Here is a 15,647-nt window from a genome sequence, read left to right on the forward strand (position 1 = left end):
GGGCTATCGGTTATCGGCAAATTCGAGATGGAAGCGGTCAGACTCTAGCTTCCATTGAGGGTCATCGGACAGGGATACCTGCATGGGCTTGGGTAAACGGCCAAGATCCAGCTTCATGACGATATCGCCGCCAATCCGGGTATCCAGCTTACGTGTCAGGAATCCGCGTTCGAACACCTGCCAATCACGGATGACACCAACAGCCGCGAGGGCATCGGACAGGCGATCGTAACTCTGATAAAGGGAACCCACGCCCACCCGGTAGGTATTGGTCAGCACGTGGTAACTCAGGCGTTTTTCAAGATGTGCGGTTGGCTCGAACCAGTCGCCTACGCGGCGCATTGCCCAGTACCAACGAGGCTGATTCAACACGAAATTGATGGAAAATGTAAGCGGAACGCCAGACTGCAAGGCGTTCTCATGGACATCATCCAGTGTGATCTGGTAACTCGCGTCGATCAGGAAACGCCCATCGCGCTGGGCGCTTCCCACCTGACTGAGTTTGATGGTGGCTGCCGATGCACTGCATGCAAGCAACAGGAAAATCGCCAGGGACAGCAGTCCTCTGACGTTAATCCTTGGCAAGCAGCGCGTAATAAAAACCATCTTGTTGTAAATCTGGCAGCAATTGCCCGTTATTTGGCAGGGACGTGCTGAGCGAAATCTGTCGTGCGTTGCGAGTACGCGACAGAAATGCCTCGATCTGTTGTGCGTTTTCCTCAGGAAAGACCGAACACGTCACATACAGGAGTGTACCACCGGGTTTGAGGCAGCCCCACAATGCATCCAGCATAGATGACTGTTGCGTGGCGAATTGCGCAAAATCGTCTGGTCGGCGCAACCATTTAATGTCGGGATGACGGCGTGTAACACCCGTGGCCGAGCATGGTACGTCTGCAAGGATGTGATCGAAGGGCTGACCATCCCACCACTGTGATGGATTGGCTGCATCGCCTTGCACCACTTTGGCGGATACACCGAGTCGATCGAGATTTTCGCGTACACGATTCAAACGCTGTACGTCAACGTCCAGTGCTGTGACCGCTACATCTGCATATTCCAGCAGGTGCCCGGTTTTACCGCCCGGCGCACAACATGCATCCAGCACCCTGCTTCCCGGCGCAGGATTGAGTAAAGGTGCAGCCCACTGCGCACCTGCATCCTGTACCGAGCATAATCCTTCAAAGAAACCGGGGAGTTGGTCTACGCTAACCGGTTGTTTCAGGCGAATGCCTTGTGTGCCGATGCCTTCTGCAGCAATGTCAGCTGCTTTGAGCGCGTCGAGATAGGCCTCGCGTGAATTCTTGCGCAGATTCACACGCAAAGTCATGGGCGGTCGGCTGTTGTTGGCTGTCAGTACCTGTTCCCAGTGATCCGGCCAGGCACGCTGCATGGCGGCAATCCACCATTCCGGGTGATTCCAGTGAGCGTGCGGGTTTGCGTGGGCGGCTTGCATCAGCTCATCTTTGCGGCGCAGAAAATTGCGCAGCACGCCGTTTACCAGTCCTTTGGCGCGACCGCCATTGATGTGGCTGGCGACCTTCACTGCGTAATCGACAATTGCGTGCGGTGCCGAGCGCCCCCAGGCCAGCTGGTAAGTCGAAATCGCCAGCAGCGCATGAATCGGGGCCTCAATGTCCTGCCGCTGAATCAGTTGCTTCAGCATGAAACTGATTTCGCCATATCGACGCAGGGTGCCGTAGCTGATGTCCTGAATGGCACCGCGATGCCGGGCTTCCAATCCGGCTTCCTTGCGCCACACGGTATTCAGCGTATCGGTCAGATTCCGGCCAGCGAGTACTGCGGCTACGGTTTCGCCGGCAATTTTCTGCGTCTTGTACATACAGGTCCTGATAGGGTCACTTGCACGGTATGTATCCGTGCAAGCTGATTCAATATGATTGGAAGCCGCCGCGTGCAATCTGCTGCAGGCGGGCAATGCGTTCTTCCGTTAATGGGTGCGTTCTGAACAGCTCGGCCATGCCGCTTCCGCTGAGCGGATTGATGATCATCATCTGGGCGGTTTCCGGGTGCTGTTCGGCGGCGTGCATCGGTAAACCCTGTGCATAGCGTTCGATCTTGTACAGTGCATCAGCCAGCGCCAGAGGATCGCCACTGATGGCTGCGCCCCCGGCATCTGCCTCGAATTCTCGTGAGCGCGAAATGGCCATCTGAATCAGCATGGCAGCCATCGGTGCAAAGATTGCAATCAGAATGGCCACAATCGGATTGGTGCGTTCGCCATCACGGTTTCCGCCTGAGAAAAACAGGCCAAACTGTGCAATTGCACCAATCGCACCGGCTACTGTAGCGGTAATCGTCGAAATCAGGGTGTCACGATGACGAACGTGCGCCAGTTCATGCGCCATTACGCCGCGGAGTTCGCGATAGGTCAGCATGCGCATGATGCCGGTGGTGGCGGCAACCGCCGCATGTTCCGGGTCTCGCCCCGTTGCAAAGGCATTCGGCTGGTCTTCGTCAATCACATAGACACGCGGCATGGGTAGACCCGCCCGGCCTGAGAGTTCCTGCACCATGCTATAAAACTCGGGCGCGCTGTGCGCATCGACCTCTCGGGCGTTGTACATGCGCAGGACGACCTCGTCCGAATGCCAGTAAGCAAACACATTGGTTGCACCTGCAAACAACAAGGCCAGCAGCATGCCAGTCTGGCCACCCAATAAGGCACCCACGGTGCCAAAGAGGGCTACAATCGCTGCCATCAGCAGCGTCGTTTTCATCCAGTTTCCATACATGATTCAGCGTCCCTTCCCAAAGGCACAATCTCCTTGTGTTGAGATCGTGGTGGGCCAGCAAAGTTTCAAGCAGCGGAAAGCGTAAAGAACTGCATACCTGCGACCAGTGGCAGCCCCGTCAGCAAGGCCGAGGCACTCAGGCGTTTGCCACCCGGACGTTGGAGTTCTGTGAGATTGATTGCACCCTCGCCACATGCCACCACAATGCCTTCAGGTCCGGCAGACAGGATTTCTCCGGGCTTGCCTGATCCCTGAACCAGGGTGCCACGCCAGAATTTGATGGTTTCCTCATTCAGGGTGCTGCAAAGCGCCGGGAACGGGTTGAATGCGCGTAGGCGACGTTCGATGACCGTGGCAGGCAGTGTCCAGTCGACGTGTGCCTCATCCTTGCGGATTTTCTCGGCATAGGTCACGCCCTCCGCTGGTTGCGCGATGGCATTCAGCTGGTTCAGCTGAGCCAGGGTCGACACAATGGCGTCGCCACCGAGTGTGGCCAGTTTGTCATGCAGGCTGGCAGTGGTATCGTCCGCGGCGATCGGCAGACGATGCATGGACAGCATGGCACCTGTATCCAGTCCTGCATCCATCTGCATGATGGTAATGCCAGTTTCTGCATCGCCCGATTCGATGGCTCGATGAATGGGCGCCGCTCCGCGCCAGCGCGGGAGCAGGCTGGCGTGAATGTTGATACAGCCACGGCGTGGTAGATCCAGCACGGCTTGCGGCAGGATAATGCCGTAGGCGGCTACGATTATGGCATCGACGTCGAGTGTCCGCAGGGGGGCCTGCTGTTCTTCGGTGCGTAATTTTTCGGGTTGATAAACCGGCAGATTGTGCTGGAGCGCCAGTTGCTTGACAGGTGAGGGCGTCAATTTCATCCCGCGACCGGATGGTCGATCCGGTTGGGTCAGTACCATGACAATTTCGTGGCCTGCGCGCATCAGGGCGTCCAGTGCGGTGGCAGCAAATTCGGGGGTGCCGGCAAAAATCAGTTTCATCCGGTGTCCCTTACATGGTCTTGCGCTGTTGCTTTTTCAGCTTCTGCACAATCCGGTTCAGTTTCAATTTGGATAACTTTTCTACGAATACTTTGCCATCCAGATGATCGACTTCATGCTGGATGCAAATGGCCAGCAAACCATCCGCTTCGATGCGGCGTGTTTTGCCGAATTCGTCTTGTGCTTCTACGACCACAGTTTCCGCGCGCGGTACTTCGTCGTAAATGCCCGGGACGGATAAACACCCTTCCTCTGCCATGCATTCGCCATTACGCGACACAATGACAGGATTGCAGAGTGCCATGAGGCCGGTTTTGTCTTCGCTGACATCGATGACGACAAGGCGCTTGTGCACGTCGACCTGTGTCGCCGCGAGACCTATGCCTGGCGCGGCGTACATGGTTTCGGCCATGTCGGCCACCAGTGTGCGCAAAGCATCGTCGAATACGTCAATGGGCTTGGCGACTGTATGCAATCGCTCATCGGGATAGTGGAGAATGTTCAGAATGGCCATGTTTGCTTGCTACAGTAAACTGTTTGAATGCAGAATCCGAATTCGGAATTCCCATGCACTCGGCATAAAATACGGAAAACTGCCTCTTTCGGCAGGCAAGGAATCACATCATGCATATGTCCCTGCTTAAACGGCCAAGCTTTGGCCGCACGCTGCTGTCTGCTGCCATTATATCCCTTGGCCTGGCGGCCGGTGTGGTAAAGGCAGATGAAATTCGCCTGGCGGACAATGCGCCTGAGCGATACGTTGTTGTTAAAGGGGATACCTTGTGGGGAATTTCTGGGAAATTCCTGAAAGATCCGTGGAAATGGCCGCAGATCTGGAACCTGAACAAGGAAGAAATTGCCAATCCCCACTGGATTTTCCCGGGCGATGTGATCGTCATGGATATGGAAGGCGGGCAGCCGCATCTGCGATTGCTGAAAAACGACGGCAACGACATTAAGCGGGATGCGCTGAAGCATGATCGCGTGTCGCCCGGCATTCGGATTACCCAGTTTGCTGATCAGGCCGCGCCTACGATTCCTGCTCACGCAATTGAGCCTTTCCTTGCACGCCCCATGGTCATCGATCGCCAGGCTTTCGAGGCGGCTCCTCGTGTTGCACTCGGGCCAGACGATCATCTCTCCTTCTCGGTGGGAGATAAGGTCTACGCGTCGGGCTTATCGGCAGATGTCGGGTCGATGTGGCAATCCTTCCGTGGTGGTCGTGAATTGAAAGATCCCGTGAATGGCGAGGTACTGGGCTATGAGGTTGAGTACACGGGTGATTTGCAGGTTGTGCTCAAGGGTGCGGTGTCAGGCCTCAAGGTGACGCGCTCAGTACAGGAAATCAATATTGGCAACCGCTTGGTTCGCCGCGAAGATGGGCTCCTGCCAAGCTATGTTCCGCATGTGCCTTCGCGTCCTATCGATGCCAAGGTATTGAGTGCGCTGGGTGGCGGTCGTGATGTGGGAACATATTCCACGATCGTGATCAATCGCGGTGCGAATGCCGGCCTGGAGCTGGGGCACGTCCTGAATGTCTTCAAAGCAGCACGTGAACTGAATCGCGAAAACAAAAAAGATCCCGTGCTGTATGCGCCGGGTGAAAAGGTCGCCAATCTGTTCGTCTACCGGGTTTTCCCGCGTGTGAGTTACGCACTGGTACTCGATGCATCTCAGGCGGTTAGCCCGAGTGATGACGTCCGAAACCCTTGATCCGGCACCGTGTGTGTCAAGCGCAGCCGATGCCGAGTCGTGGCTTAGGCTGGCGCTTATCCCGGGCATTGGCAGTCAGACGCTGATCCGGCTGCTGCAGCAGTTTGGTTCGCCCGAGGCTGCGCTCGGCGCGAGTCGCAGCAGCTTGTCGGGGTTGCTTAACAGCAAGCAGCTAAACGCCTTTTTTGCAGGATGCGAAAGCGATTTACTGGCGCGGCATTTAAGTTGGCTGGCTCAACCAGACAATCATCTGCTCACCCTGGCGGATACTGCCTATCCGCAGCAATTGCTGGATATTGCAGATCCACCTGCCCTGCTGTTTGCCAAAGGCCGAGTAGATTTATTGTCTGCCCGGCAGATCGCCGTGGTAGGGAGTCGGCATGCGACGCCGCAAGGTGTGGCCAATGCGGAGGCATTTGCCGAAGAGTTGGCAAAGCGAGGGCTTACCATTACATCCGGCCTGGCCGCAGGCATTGATTCTGCAGCCCATCGTGGCGGGCTGGCGGGTGACGGTAAGACCGTTGCTGTGGTCGGGACGGGTCTGGATATTGTGTATCCCGCCGGTAATCTGCAATTGGCCCACCAGATTGCTGCCCATGGCGTTCTGGTGTCCGAGTTCCCGCTGGGTACGCCCGGGCGCATGGGTAATTTCCCTCGGCGCAATCGAATTATTTCCGGCTTGTCGGTTGGAGTACTGGTGGTAGAAGCGACCCTGGGTAGTGGTTCCCTCATTACGGCACGCCAAGCAGCCGAGCAGGGGCGCGAAGTGTTCGCGATTCCGGGCTCGATCCATGCGCCGCAATCGCGAGGGTGCCACGCGCTGATTCGCGAAGGTGCAAAACTGGTAGAGCGCGCAGACGACATCACCGAAGACTTGAAACCTTCAATGCCTCCGCAGCCTGCTGACAATATCGCCGAACTGACCCCGGAAGCCGCACGCTGCTTAGGTGCGCTGGGATATGATCCGGTAGATATCGATACATTGTGTGATCGTACACGCTTGACGGTTGAGGACGCATACGCGATCCTGTTGACACTGGAACTGTCTGGACACGTGGCACGTCTGCCCGGCGGCAGCTTCCAAAGGATCTGACAGAAACCCTTTGCCATGCTAGATGTACTCGCCTATCTCTTCGAACAATATTACAGCCCGGACGAGTGTCCGGATCGTGCCACGCTGGCACGCCGCCTGCTGGCCGCTGGTTTCGAGGATGCAGAAGTGGACGAGGCCATGGAATGGCTGGGCGAGATGGAGCATCTTGATGATGCGCCGTATCGCGATCTGGTGACCTCGACGTCACCGCGTCTTTTGCATCCGCATGAAGCTGACTGTCTGACAGCAGAGGCGCAGGCCTTTTTCTACTATCTGGCCAGTACCGATGCCCTGTCTGTCGCCCAGCGTGAAATGCTGATTGATCGGTTAATGTCCAATCCCGCCCGCAAGATAGATCTTGAATCCATCAAGCGCTTGGCCTTGATGATACTGTGGCGTCAGGGCGACGATCTGGCCAATCTACTGATCGACGAATTGCTTTATGCTGAAGCACAGCCTTTGATGCATTAGAGGCATGCTGTGTTTGGCCGACAGGTCATCTGCTTCATGCACACAATTGTTTTCCCAGGATGTTGAATTCGCCCGGACACATTATCCGGGCAGATAAATGAATTGGCCCGTTAAGTGCCGGCCCAGTTGGAGAGCCCATGGCCACCAGTTTGCTGATTGTCGAGTCGCCCTCGAAAGCGAAGACACTCAAGAAATACCTCGGCAAGGAATTCGATATCCTTGCCAGCTACGGCCATGTGCGTGGCCTTGTGCGCAAAGATGGTTCTGTCGATGTCGACAACGGCTTTGCTATGAAGTATCAGGTCATTCCCAAGAATGCCAAGCACGTCGATGCGATTGTCGATGCGGTCAAAGAAGTTGATAACGTCTTTCTGGCAACTGACCCGGACCGCGAAGGTGAAGCGATCTCCTGGCATTTGCTGGAAATCCTGCGCAACAAAAAGGTGCTGCAGGAAAAGAACGTCAAGCGCGTGGTGTTCCACGAAATCACCGAAACCGCCGTGAAAGCAGCAGTGGCCAATCCGCGCGATATTGACGGCGATCTGGTCAACGCCCAGCAGGCACGCAGTGCGCTGGATTATCTGGTCGGTTTCAATCTTTCGCCGCTGTTGTGGCGCAAGGTGCGTACAGGTCTATCTGCTGGCCGGGTACAAAGCCCTGCTCTGCGCATGATCTGCGAGCGCGAGCTGGAAATCCGTGCCTTTGTCGAGCAGGAATACTGGACGATTCATTTCGATAGCCACAAGGGTCGTCAGAAATTCTCGGCACGTCTCAATGAGTGGCGTGGCAAGAAGCTCGAACAGTTCGACATTCCCACTGATGCAGTGCATGCCGAGATCGTGGCTGCGCTCAATGGGCATCCGGCGCGTGTCGCCAATGTCGAGAAAAAGCGCAAGAGCCGTAGTCCGGCCGCGCCGTTCACCACGTCCACCCTGCAACAGGAAGCTGTGCGCAAGCTCGGTATGACGACTGACCGCACCATGCGGACCGCGCAGCAACTGTACGAAGGGATTGACGTCGGTCAGGGCACAGTCGGTCTGATCACCTATATGCGTACCGATTCGGTGGCACTGGCCAATGAGGCCGTGGCCGAAATCCGTGATTACATTGGCGGTCAGTTCGACAAGGAATACCTGCCAGCCAATCCGGTGACCTACAAGAACAAGTCCAAGAATGCACAAGAGGCCCACGAAGCGATTCGTCCCACCTCCATTCTGCGTACGCCGGAATCCGTGAAGGCCTTCCTGTCGGCCGAGCAATTCAAGCTCTACGACATGGTGTGGAAGCGGACACTGGCCAGCCAGATGGCGCCGGCCAAGTTCGATACCACCGGCGTAGACATCGCCGTGGGTGAAGGCATGTTCCGTGCCAGCGGTCAGGTACTGGTGTTCCCCGGCTTTATCGCGGTATATCAGGAAGATGCCGACGATGTCGAGGGCGAGGACGACGCCAAGTTGCCGCTGATGGAAGCGGGTGATGAGCTGCCGGTCGACAAGCTCTATGGCGAGCAGCATTTTACCCAGCCACCGCCCCGATATTCGGAAGCCTCGCTGGTGAAGGCGCTGGAAGAGCACGGTATTGGTCGTCCATCTACCTATGCCTCCATCATCTCCACGCTGAAGGATCGCGAATACGTGATCCTTGACAAGAAACGCTTCCTGCCGACCGATACGGGTGAAGTGGTCAATAAATTTCTGACCGAACACTTTACCCAGTACGTGGATTACAACTTCACTGCCAAGCTCGAAGACAAGCTGGACGAAATTGCTGCCGGTAACCGTGCCTGGGTGCCGGTGATGGAGGAGTTCTGGAAAGGTTTCCACAAGCAGATCGAGGAAAAGCAGGCGCTGAAGCGTAGCGATGTGACGCACGAAGCGATTGACGAGACCTGCCCCAAGTGCGGTAAGGGTCTGATCATCCGTCTGGGTCGTCGTGGCCGCTTTATCGGTTGCTCGGGCTTCCCTGAATGCGATTACACACGCGACATGAATGAAACCGCCGAACAGAAGGCGGAAGAAGCCACGCAGATTGTGGAGGGGCGGTTCTGTCCGAATGATGGCGGTCAGCTGGTGATCAAGTCTGGTCGCTATGGCAAGTTCATTGGCTGTGCGAACTATCCGAAGTGCAAGCACATCGAGCCGCTGGAAAAGCCGAAGGATACCGGGGTCACTTGTCCGGAGTGCAAGGCGGGGACGCTCATTGAACGCAAGAGCCGGTACGGCAAGCTGTTTTATAGCTGCAACACCTATCCCAAGTGCAAGTATGCAACATGGAATCCGCCAGTGGCTGAAACCTGTCCGCAGTGCAACTGGCCGGTGCTGACCATGAAGACGACCAAACGTCGCGGCCTTGAAAAGGTCTGCCCGCAGAAGGAATGTGGGTACAGCGTGGTAGTGACGCCGCCGGAACTGATGCCGAAACCAGAGTAAAGACCGTCTGGCGGATGGCTCGTTCGGCGCGACAGCCCTTGTGACTTCTTGCATAAAGCGGTTGGTAAGCGCACCGGGCGTGGTAAAGTGTGGCCGTCCGGATGCCCCGTCTACCGTGCCAATTCGATTGGGAATGCGATCCGTATGCCCCATGAACAGGCGGTAGGTGCTGGTCGGCCTATTGAACGCCGCTGGTCAGGTTACGCAAGAGAGGGATCCGGGCTCGATTGAATCTGGACGAGCCATGACGTCAAAGAACTTACAGCGTGCAGTGCCTCACGGAGAACATGCTGTTCTCGGGCCTGCGCCTGACTATCTCGAGTTGCTGGACGCCACCAGCGCAGTGTTACTAGAGCCCGGCAGTGAGTCACTGTCACGGGCGCTCTGTGCTGTGGCGACTGCGTTTCAGGCTGCAACGGCCTCGCTCTATCGTAGTCGCAGTGCAGGGACACGGGCTGAGCGTCTGTCAGTGTGGCGTACATCTGAATTGCATGATCTTGAAGTCCAAGAGCTTAAGTGGGTTGATTACGCTCGATATCCAGATCTCCATGACGCGTTGTCTGCTGGTTTGATTGTGACCCGTTCCCGTCATGAGCTGCCATCCGATCTCGCAGAGTTTGTCGACCATGTGCGTGGCGAACAGCTCACTTGCGTGCCTCTGCTTGATGATGGCGATTTGATCGGCTTCCTTGCGCTGATTCATTTCGACCGCATGAGACAGCGCCATAAGTCTGAAGGCCGCCTGATGTCAAACCTTGCCAATTATCTGTCGCTGGCACTGGTGAAACAGGAAAATCAGGAACGACTGCATTCCAATGAAATTCGTCTGAAAGCACTGGTTGGTGCCACCGAAGATATTGTGTTCGAGCTGGATCAAACCGGACTGATCATCAATGTCTGGTCTGTACACCCTGCCCTTCCTCCCGGTGCGCGACCCGGTAATGCGCTGAGTGAATGTCTGCCCGATGCGACTGTGGTAGCCATTATGGAAGCGGGCAAGCGGGTGTTTGAGGGAGCTGGTCCGGTGCAAATGCGGTTTGCGCTGGAGTCGAGTGGCAAAAAGGCGCACTTTATTTGCCGTCTGGAGCGAATACCGAGTGCCGAAGGCGGAGAGTCACATCTGATCGTGCTGGCGCGGGATGCGACTGAATGGTTGCATGAGGATGCCCGCCGTCGAGTGATGGTGGAAACGCTGAACCTCTTGGAAGAGGCCATCGTGGATTTAAGTCCGGATGGTACCCTTGTGCATGCCTCAGCAGCCTGGACAACCTTGCGCAGCGCGGGAGCGGAGACGCCCGAAAGCGATGTGGGCCGCAATTTATTGGAGTTTGTACACGAAGACGAACGTGACTTGCTCAAGCGTTCCCTGCTGGGGGTGGCCGATGGCCGTCCGCTGGTAGTGCAGCGTTTCCGCCTGCTGCGGGGCGATGCTGAACCGTTGTGGCTGGAAGCCCGTCTCATTGCCAGTGTGGACGTGAATGGACAGATTATCAGTCTGCGCGGTGTGTTGCGTGATGTGACCGTGGCTCATCTGCACGAACGCCATATTATGCGGCTGGCGCTGTATGACGGACTCACTGGCCTCCCAAATCGCATGTTGTTGGATGATGTCCTGCATCAGTCGCTCACCCGTGCCAAGCGAAATGGTACTCGGGTGGCGCTTGGCTTTATCGATCTGGATCACTTTAAGCAGATCAACGATGCTTTTGGCCATCACGCGGGTGATCGTGCCTTGATCACGGTCGCGGGTCAGCTGAAAAGCGTCTTGCGGGAAGAAGATATTCTGGCGCGCTGGGGCGGGGACGAATTTGTCGTCTTGATTCCCGATATCGATGATACCGATGTGCTAATGCAGATTGCCGAGCGTCTACGTGAAATTGCCCGAAAAGGTGTGATGATTGATGGTCTGGAAATGCGTCCGACCATTTCCATCGGCATGGCAATTTATCCGGATAATGCGGATACCGGTGAAGCTTTAATGACGGCAGCGGATAGCACCATGTATCACGCTAAGGCCTCCGGACGAAATAATGTTCAGTTTTTCAGTGACGTATTGAATCTGAAAACAATGGGTCGCGAGCATATGGCGATTCAGACCCGTCTGAATCGTGCTGTGCAAGAAAATGAGTTACGCGTCTTTTACCAGCCCATTATCAATGCGCGGACAGGTAAAGTTTCCTCGGTTGAAGCACTGGTGCGCTGGCATGATGTAAGTGGCTGGATTACGCCGCAAGTATTTATTCCGATGGCAGAAAAGTTGGGCCTGATTCAAGAGTTGTCCGAACAGGTTACCGTGCAGGCCATTGCCATGCTGCGCCAATGGCGAGATCGGGGTTTTACTCAGCGACTGGCGCTCAATGTCTCCCGTAATCTACTTTTTTCACCACATTTTGTCCGGAATCTGATCGATCAGGTCACCGAAAATGGATTAGTGCCGGGCGATATCATTATCGAAGTGACAGAAAGCCTTGCACTGACTGATTATGCCCGGCAAACCAGGCATCTTAGCTTGCTTCATGATGCGGGTTTCCTGATCGCGATTGATGATTTCGGCACCGGGTATTCGTCGCTGTCGCAATTGCATGACATGCCAATCGATATGCTGAAAGTCGATTTATCCTTTACCTCGCGACTCAATACCGAGGCCGGACGGCGTATCATGCAGGCCATTGTACAAATGGGGCATGCGCTGGGCTTGGAAGTGGTGGTTGAAGGCGTCGAATCACAGGTTGATGTGGCCTTTCTGCAAGGGCTGGGCGTCGAGAAGATGCAGGGTTTCCACTTTAGTGAGCCTGTTGCGGCCAGCATGTGCGAATTATTTCTAGAACTTGGGGCAGAAGCCGTCGCTATCTAGTCGTCGCGATCCTGTTTCGCGTCGCCCCAATTGATATCGAGCGGAGTACCGAATGCAATCGGCAGACGTAGCGCAGTTTTTACAGAAAAATCCGGATTTTTTCGAAGAATATGCAGACTTGATTGCGGATATTTTTGTGCCGCATCCGCACGGGGGGCGAGCCATTCCACTGGCCGAGCGCCAGATTCTGGCCTTGCGCGAACGGAGTCGCGTATTTGAAAGCAAGCTCGGCGAGTTGCTGCAATTCGGCGAAGAGAACGACCAGATCGGCGACAAAGTGCACCAACTGTCGCTGTCCTTGCTGAATGCACGTGATCTGGCCGCCGTGCTGGGCGTGCTCGAAGATCAGCTGATGACGCATTTCAATGTGCCGCACGTCGCCATCCGTTTGTGGAGCGAAGAGCCGGACGACACGCTTGAGGCCTTTCATGCCGTCAGTGATGAAGTCAAAGTGCTGGCGCAAAGCCTGCCTGAGCCCTACTGTGGCCATTATGTCACCGATGAAGTCGCGACATTCATGGGTGAGGTTGCACCCAGCCTGCGCAGCTGGGCGCAGGTTGCCTTGCGCAGTGATACGCCGTTCGGTTTGCTGATCATGTCATCCGAAGATCCGCAGCGTTTCCATCCGGAAATGGGCACGCTGTATCTGGCGCGTATCGGTGAACTGGCCTCTGCGGCGATTGGTCGCTTTCTGTCGCGCTGATGCCCTGGATAGCACGTATCGAGCAGTGGCTTCAGGCCGAGCATACGCAATCTGAAGCAACGCGCGCAGCCTATCTTGCGGATATGCGCCTCCTGGCAGACCTGATCGCACCGCTCTCGCTGGCACAGGTCGATGCCAGAGTAGCGCGTGGCCTGGTGCGCAAGCTGCATGCACGCGGTGATGATCCGGCCTCCAGTGCGCGACGTCTGTCTGCGTGGCGAGTGTGTTGCCGGTATCTACTGCAATGCGGTGAACTCAGTGCCAACCCCTTTGAAGCTGTGCGCGCGCCCAGGCGTGCACGCAAATTGCCGCATCCGCTTGGTCCGGATGCGACCCAGCAGTTTCTTGATGCGATGCCGGATGACGATACGCTGGCGCTACGAGACCGTGCGGCGTTCGAGTTGATCTACTCGGGTGGATTACGGGTGTCAGAACTTGTCCGGCTCGATCTTGCCGATTTCCACGATGAGCTGCGATTGGTGCAGGTACTTGGCAAAGGAGGCAAGTCGCGCATGGTGCCAGTCGGTGAGCAGGCACGCACAGCTTTGGCCGACTGGCTTGCGGTGCGATCCCTGTTGCCGGGTGCCGGAACGATTGGGGCGGTGTTTTTGTCGCAGCAAGGCGCACGTCTGAGCGTCCGCTCGATACAGGCGCGCCTCGATGCCTGGGGGAAGCAACTGGGTGTGGCTGATCATCTGCATCCACATAAGCTGCGCCACGCCTGTGCCAGTCACTTTCTGCAATCCAGTCAGGATTTGCGTGCCACTCAAGAGTTGCTGGGTCATTCGAGCATCGCCAGTACGCAGGTCTACACCCATCTCGATTTCCAGCATCTCGCCTCGGTGTATGATGCAGCCCATCCACGCGCCCATCGCAACAAGTAATCACCCATCGTATTCACATGACGCCACTCGAACGCATCCTCCAGTCGCAGGGATTCGGTAGCCGCAAGGCCTGCCGCCAGATCATTCAGTCAGGCTGCGTGCAGGTGGAGGATGAAATATGTGATGAGCCCTCTGCCCGGTTTGACTTGAGTGGACTCCGCATTTGTGTGGACGAGATCGATTGGGTGTGTAGTGACACGATCTGCATTGCCCTGAATAAGCCTGTCAATGTTGAATGCTCACGCTCGCCGCAACACCATGCCTCGGTATTCAGCTGTCTGCCGGGCTTTCTCGTCGAGCGAGGCGTGCAGCCTATTGGCCGACTGGATGCCGATACGACTGGACTGCTCTTGCTGACGGATGATGGCGCTCTGAATCACGCTTTAGCCTCACCCAAGCGCCATGTCCCCAAAACCTACCGGGTGACGCTCAAACATGCTGCACATGCCGACATGATTGCAGCGCTGCTGGCTGGTGTGCTGCTACACGATGAAGATGCCCCGCTGGCGGCGTTAAGTGTGCAGCAAACGGGAGCGCTGGAAATCCTGATGACGATAGATCAGGGCAAATATCATCAGGTGAAGCGAATGGTTGCAGCGGCAGGCAATCGCGTAGAAGGCCTGCACCGCGAGGCCATGGGCGGATTGTCTCTGGCCGATTTGCCTGCACTGGCAGCGGGCGAATGGTGTGTACTGAGTGCCGAACAGCTGGCGAAATTGCGGAATTAGCCCTGCACTACGCGAATCACGTCTTCGGCCAGTTTCACTACTTGGCCTGCGCGGATCTTGCATGTTTTGCGCAGCTCGATCTGTCCATCGACCTGCACCAGACCATCTGCAACCATTTGCTTTGCTGCGCCGCCGCTTTGGGCCAAGCCCAGTGCCTTGATCAGGCTGTCGAGGGTGATGAACTCCCCGTTCAGTTCGAATTCGTGATTCATTTGGCTTTTCCTTGATGTCTGATGAGGATATTGAATGCGCGTGCCGCCAGCGTCATGCCGAACGTGGCAGTGACCACCACGGCAGAGCCATAGCCCGCGCAATTGAGTGCAGCGCCCGACGCAGGCGCACAGGCCGCTGCTGGCCTGACAATCTGTTCTTCCGAGAACACGCATTCGATACCGAAGCGTTTCCCGTCGCGCGGAAAACCATAATTGCGGCGCAAATCGGCACGTAGTTTGGACAGTAGTGCATCACCCTGACTCTGGGCGATGTCGCCACTGGCAATGCGGGTCGGATCCATTCTGCCGCCCGCTCCGCCCGATACGAGTAGCGGGATGCGCTGGCGCTTGCAATGCGCAACCAGCGCCGATTTCACCCGCAATTGATCCATGCAGTCGATCACCACGTCAAATCTGCGATCAATCAGACTAGCCAGATTGTCCTGTGTCAGAAAATCGTCGACCTCATGCACTTGAACGCGCGGATTGATCGCGCGAATGCGATCGGCCATTGCCGTAACTTTGGCAGCGCCCAGCGTATCGCTCAGGGCATGCAGCTGACGATTGATGTTGCTGGGTGCAATGTGATCCAGATCAATCAGCGTAATCTGTCCGACTGCACTCCGTGCCAGCGCTTCAGCGGCCCAGCTGCCGACGCCTCCGATCCCGATGACGCATACATGTGCGGATGCAAACGCATGCAAGCCAACGTCACCATACAGGCGTGCAACACCACCAAATCGGCGTTCATAATCAAGTGCGGATGGATCGGTTGGCGAAGTCATGGCTTCCATGGGGGCATCGGG

The 15,647-nt window shown here is 56.3% G+C and carries 15 protein-coding genes; 8 read left to right on the plus strand and 7 right to left on the minus strand.

Going from position 1 to position 15,647, the window contains the following annotated elements; translation table 11 throughout:
* Positions 1 to 3: 3 nt before the first annotated feature.
* The 5 genes from KSF73_08295 to def form a co-directional block, all read right to left on the minus strand.
* Positions 4 to 585: a DUF4390 domain-containing protein gene (locus KSF73_08295; protein ID MBV1775718.1), complete on the minus strand. Its 582-nt coding sequence runs from the start codon at positions 583 to 585 to the stop codon at positions 4 to 6.
* Complete coding sequence (gene rsmB, locus KSF73_08300; GenBank protein MBV1775719.1) at positions 572 to 1,843, minus strand: 16S rRNA (cytosine(967)-C(5))-methyltransferase RsmB; 1,272 nt, start codon at positions 1,841 to 1,843, stop codon at positions 572 to 574. Before rsmB ends, KSF73_08295 begins: the two co-directional genes overlap by 14 nt.
* A gap of 49 nt (positions 1,844 to 1,892) precedes the next feature.
* Positions 1,893 to 2,756, minus strand: coding sequence for a zinc metalloprotease HtpX (gene htpX / locus KSF73_08305; GenBank protein MBV1775720.1), 864 nt, complete (start codon positions 2,754 to 2,756; stop codon positions 1,893 to 1,895).
* Between the two features lie 65 nt (positions 2,757 to 2,821).
* Positions 2,822 to 3,754, minus strand: coding sequence for a methionyl-tRNA formyltransferase (gene fmt, locus KSF73_08310; protein MBV1775721.1), 933 nt, complete (start codon positions 3,752 to 3,754; stop codon positions 2,822 to 2,824).
* Positions 3,755 to 3,764: 10 nt separating this feature from the next.
* Entirely contained in the window at positions 3,765 to 4,268 is a 504-nt protein-coding gene (gene def, locus KSF73_08315) for a peptide deformylase (GenBank protein MBV1775722.1), read from the minus strand.
* 110 nt (positions 4,269 to 4,378) lie between these two features.
* Between def and KSF73_08320 the strand changes: the two genes are divergently transcribed.
* The 8 genes from KSF73_08320 to KSF73_08355 all read left to right on the plus strand — a co-directional run bounded on the left by KSF73_08320 (position 4,379) and on the right by KSF73_08355 (position 14,629).
* Positions 4,379 to 5,467 carry a LysM peptidoglycan-binding domain-containing protein gene (locus KSF73_08320; protein MBV1775723.1) on the plus strand — a complete coding sequence of 363 codons (1,089 nt, stop codon included), beginning with the start codon at positions 4,379 to 4,381 and terminating at the stop codon, positions 5,465 to 5,467.
* Positions 5,448 to 6,560: a DNA-processing protein DprA gene (gene dprA / locus KSF73_08325; GenBank protein ID MBV1775724.1), complete on the plus strand. Its 1,113-nt coding sequence runs from the start codon at positions 5,448 to 5,450 to the stop codon at positions 6,558 to 6,560. Before KSF73_08320 ends, dprA begins: the two co-directional genes overlap by 20 nt.
* 15 nt (positions 6,561 to 6,575) lie before the next feature.
* Positions 6,576 to 7,031: a DUF494 domain-containing protein gene (locus KSF73_08330; GenBank protein ID MBV1775725.1), complete on the plus strand. Its 456-nt coding sequence runs from the start codon at positions 6,576 to 6,578 to the stop codon at positions 7,029 to 7,031.
* Between the two features lie 137 nt (positions 7,032 to 7,168).
* Positions 7,169 to 9,460, plus strand: coding sequence for a type I DNA topoisomerase (gene topA, locus KSF73_08335; GenBank protein MBV1775726.1), 2,292 nt, complete (start codon positions 7,169 to 7,171; stop codon positions 9,458 to 9,460).
* A gap of 244 nt (positions 9,461 to 9,704) precedes the next feature.
* Positions 9,705 to 12,314, plus strand: a complete 2,610-nt coding sequence (locus KSF73_08340) for an EAL domain-containing protein (GenBank protein MBV1775727.1) — start codon at positions 9,705 to 9,707, stop codon at positions 12,312 to 12,314.
* Between the two features lie 52 nt (positions 12,315 to 12,366).
* Positions 12,367 to 13,017 carry a DUF484 family protein gene (locus KSF73_08345; GenBank protein MBV1775728.1) on the plus strand — a complete coding sequence of 217 codons (651 nt, stop codon included), beginning with the start codon at positions 12,367 to 12,369 and terminating at the stop codon, positions 13,015 to 13,017.
* Positions 13,017 to 13,901: a tyrosine recombinase XerC gene (locus KSF73_08350; protein MBV1775729.1), complete on the plus strand. Its 885-nt coding sequence runs from the start codon at positions 13,017 to 13,019 to the stop codon at positions 13,899 to 13,901. The genes KSF73_08345 and KSF73_08350 overlap by 1 nt, the downstream gene beginning before the upstream one ends.
* 17 nt (positions 13,902 to 13,918) lie before the next feature.
* Entirely contained in the window at positions 13,919 to 14,629 is a 711-nt protein-coding gene (locus KSF73_08355; GenBank protein MBV1775730.1) for a 16S rRNA pseudouridine(516) synthase, read from the plus strand.
* On the opposite strand, the gene KSF73_08360 is transcribed toward KSF73_08355, so the two are convergent.
* Positions 14,626 to 14,841, minus strand: a complete 216-nt coding sequence (locus KSF73_08360) for an RNA-binding S4 domain-containing protein (GenBank protein MBV1775731.1) — start codon at positions 14,839 to 14,841, stop codon at positions 14,626 to 14,628. The genes KSF73_08355 and KSF73_08360 overlap by 4 nt on opposite strands.
* Positions 14,838 to 15,635, minus strand: a complete 798-nt coding sequence (locus KSF73_08365) for a tRNA threonylcarbamoyladenosine dehydratase (GenBank protein MBV1775732.1) — start codon at positions 15,633 to 15,635, stop codon at positions 14,838 to 14,840. Before KSF73_08365 ends, KSF73_08360 begins: the two co-directional genes overlap by 4 nt.
* Positions 15,636 to 15,647: the final 12 nt, after the last annotated feature.

This window comes from Burkholderiaceae bacterium DAT-1 (assembly GCA_019084025.1).
Lineage (GTDB): Bacteria > Pseudomonadota > Gammaproteobacteria > Burkholderiales > Chitinimonadaceae > DAT-1.